Genomic DNA, 2,253 nt, shown 5'->3' with positions numbered 1-2,253 from the left:
GAACGGAGGTCGGCGCTTTACCTTCACCGATTGCACCGAGAATTTTCAGCTCTTGCCCTTCGTGTACCCGGTTACGTTCGATAATTTCCAGTTGGTCGATCTGTAACTGTTCAGCCAGTTCCGCTAATGCCATGGTGATAGCGAAGTTACCTTTCGGTGCGCCATAACCCTGATAAGCACCATTTGGGCAAATGTTGCTGTAGTAGGTGGTGACCTGGAAATCGACGTTATCGCACGGATATAACGGCAGCGACAGCGCCGGTCCGTTACACGGTACGGTGAGTGAGTGGTTGCCGTAAGGGCCAGTGTTGGCGCGGAAATCCATCTTCACTGCCGTCAGGCGACCATCTTTTTTCGCTCCCAGTTTGACGGTGACTTTCGCGACGTGACGAGAGGTGTTAGCAATAAACTCTTCTTCACGGGTGTAGCGGAACAGTACCGGACGCCCGGTCACGCAGGTTGCCCAGGCGCACACTTCTTCCAGCAGGATGTCCTGTTTGGAACCAAAACCGCCGCCAACTCGCTCTTTAATGACATGAACTTTATGCTGTTTCATGCCCACGAGGCGCGCGACCTGGCGGCGTAAGTGCCATGGTACCTGGGTGGAGGCGTGGATAACCAGACGATCGCCGTCCATACGAGTAAAGCAGATATGTGTTTCAGTCGGGCACTGCTGCGCTTGCGTTGAGTTATAGGTTCGCTCAATGATCACATCGGCATCGGCAAAGCCTTTGTCCATATCGCCAATATGACCATGAATACTGGCGGCGATATTTTTGCGAGGGCGAGAACCGATCGGGAAGTTGATGATCATATGCTCGCCGCGCTGGGCTGCATGGCTGTTATCGTCTTCCAGAGTATCTGGCGCACCAGCAACATACACCACCGGTTCATCGTGCACGACAGGCGCATCTTCCGCCATTGCTTCGTCGATCGACATTACCGGCTTAAGCACTTCATATTCAACGTCGATGAGCTTCAGTGCTTCGAGCCCAATTTCTTCACTTTCTGCGACGACCGCAGCAACACGATCGCCGACGTGACGCATTTTCTTGCCGAACATACGGCGGTCAAGCGGTGACGGTTCCGGTGCGCTCTGACCACCCGGGGTATAGTAGATATCCGGGCAATTCAGGTGAGTAATAACGTGAACGACGCCCGGTAAGGCTTCAGCTTTGCTGACATCCAGATGAGTAATCAGTGCGTGAGCGTGTGGGCTACGTAACATTTTAATGACGCAGGCGTCAGCCGTTACGCGGTCTTCAACATAGCAGGGTTTCGCCTGCACCATTTTCGCGGCATCAGTTTTAGGATAATGCTTACCAATGACTTCTAGGTCGTCACGGAAAGTCGGAGCGATATCAATGGTGGCCTGCGGATTATTTTTACGTGCAACCGCCAGTTCAATGACCTGATAGTATTGCTGCCAGCCAGCATCGCGGCAGAACAAACCAGAAAGCGCGTCGTCGATCTCTTCGCGGGTAGGTGCGGCGATGCGATCGAGAAGATCGGTGATAATCAGAGCTGCAGCTGGATCGTTATAACCAGACTGCACCACGCCAACATCAACCATTGCCTGTTGAACCAGACTTAACTCGTTCCATTTGCCCAGAGATTCTGCGGTACGAATATCTGCCTTCTCTAACTGTGCGGCAATAAGCAAGGACGCGTTAACGATATTACCGTTAAAGATTATTGCGTCAGAACCGGCAAACCCGAAACCATCATCACTGTTGCGTACAGAGTGCATTCCCATGTTAAACAACAGCTTTTGCACGTTTTCGCCTGGATTAACGGTTAGCTCCTGAGGCGCGCCATTTAAAGTAAAGTGGATGATCATACGGCTTCCTCCCCAGCCTGTTGGCAGTCGGCATACAGGTCGGCTACCAGAACTCCCGTGATATAGCGTTTATAGGCCACGCTGCCCCGCAAATCTTCCTGCGGGAAAATGGCGTTGGCGACAGCCTGTTCAAGTGCATTGCCTTCCAGATTTTGTTTTTCGACATCATGCAGACGCAGTGCTTTACTGGCGACGCCATCCAGCGCAATTCGCATACCGTCGTGGTCTGTCATTGCAACGGCTGCCGTCACGACGGTTAAACCTGCCTGAGAACGGCTAATTTTGCGGGTCGCACAGGTGCGATACGGATCTTTAATGATAATTTCGGTTAGCAGGCGATCGCATGGGCAGGCCAGGTAGTCCTCGATTGACAGCGTTTCGCCGTTGCCAAAAACCAGTTCAGCATCCAGTGC

At 52.6% G+C, this 2,253-nt stretch carries 1 protein-coding gene and 1 pseudogene; both read right to left on the bottom strand.

The features are described 5' to 3' along the window. A partial coding sequence (locus RTW80_RS24280) for a molybdopterin-dependent oxidoreductase Mo/Fe-S-binding subunit (RefSeq protein ID WP_312720591.1) occupies window positions 1-1,840 on the bottom strand: 1,840 nt, incomplete at its 3' end. After that, window positions 1,837-2,253 (bottom strand): annotated as a pseudogene (locus tag RTW80_RS24275) (molybdopterin-dependent oxidoreductase FAD-binding subunit); the annotation flags it as partial. The gene RTW80_RS24280 and the pseudogene RTW80_RS24275, both read right to left, overlap by 4 nt.

Origin of the sequence: Escherichia sp. AM3 (genome assembly GCF_032029835.1) — a bacterium.
Taxonomy (GTDB): Bacteria; Pseudomonadota; Gammaproteobacteria; order Enterobacterales; family Enterobacteriaceae; genus Escherichia; species Escherichia coli.
This window is presented reverse-complemented; position numbering and strand designations above follow the sequence as displayed.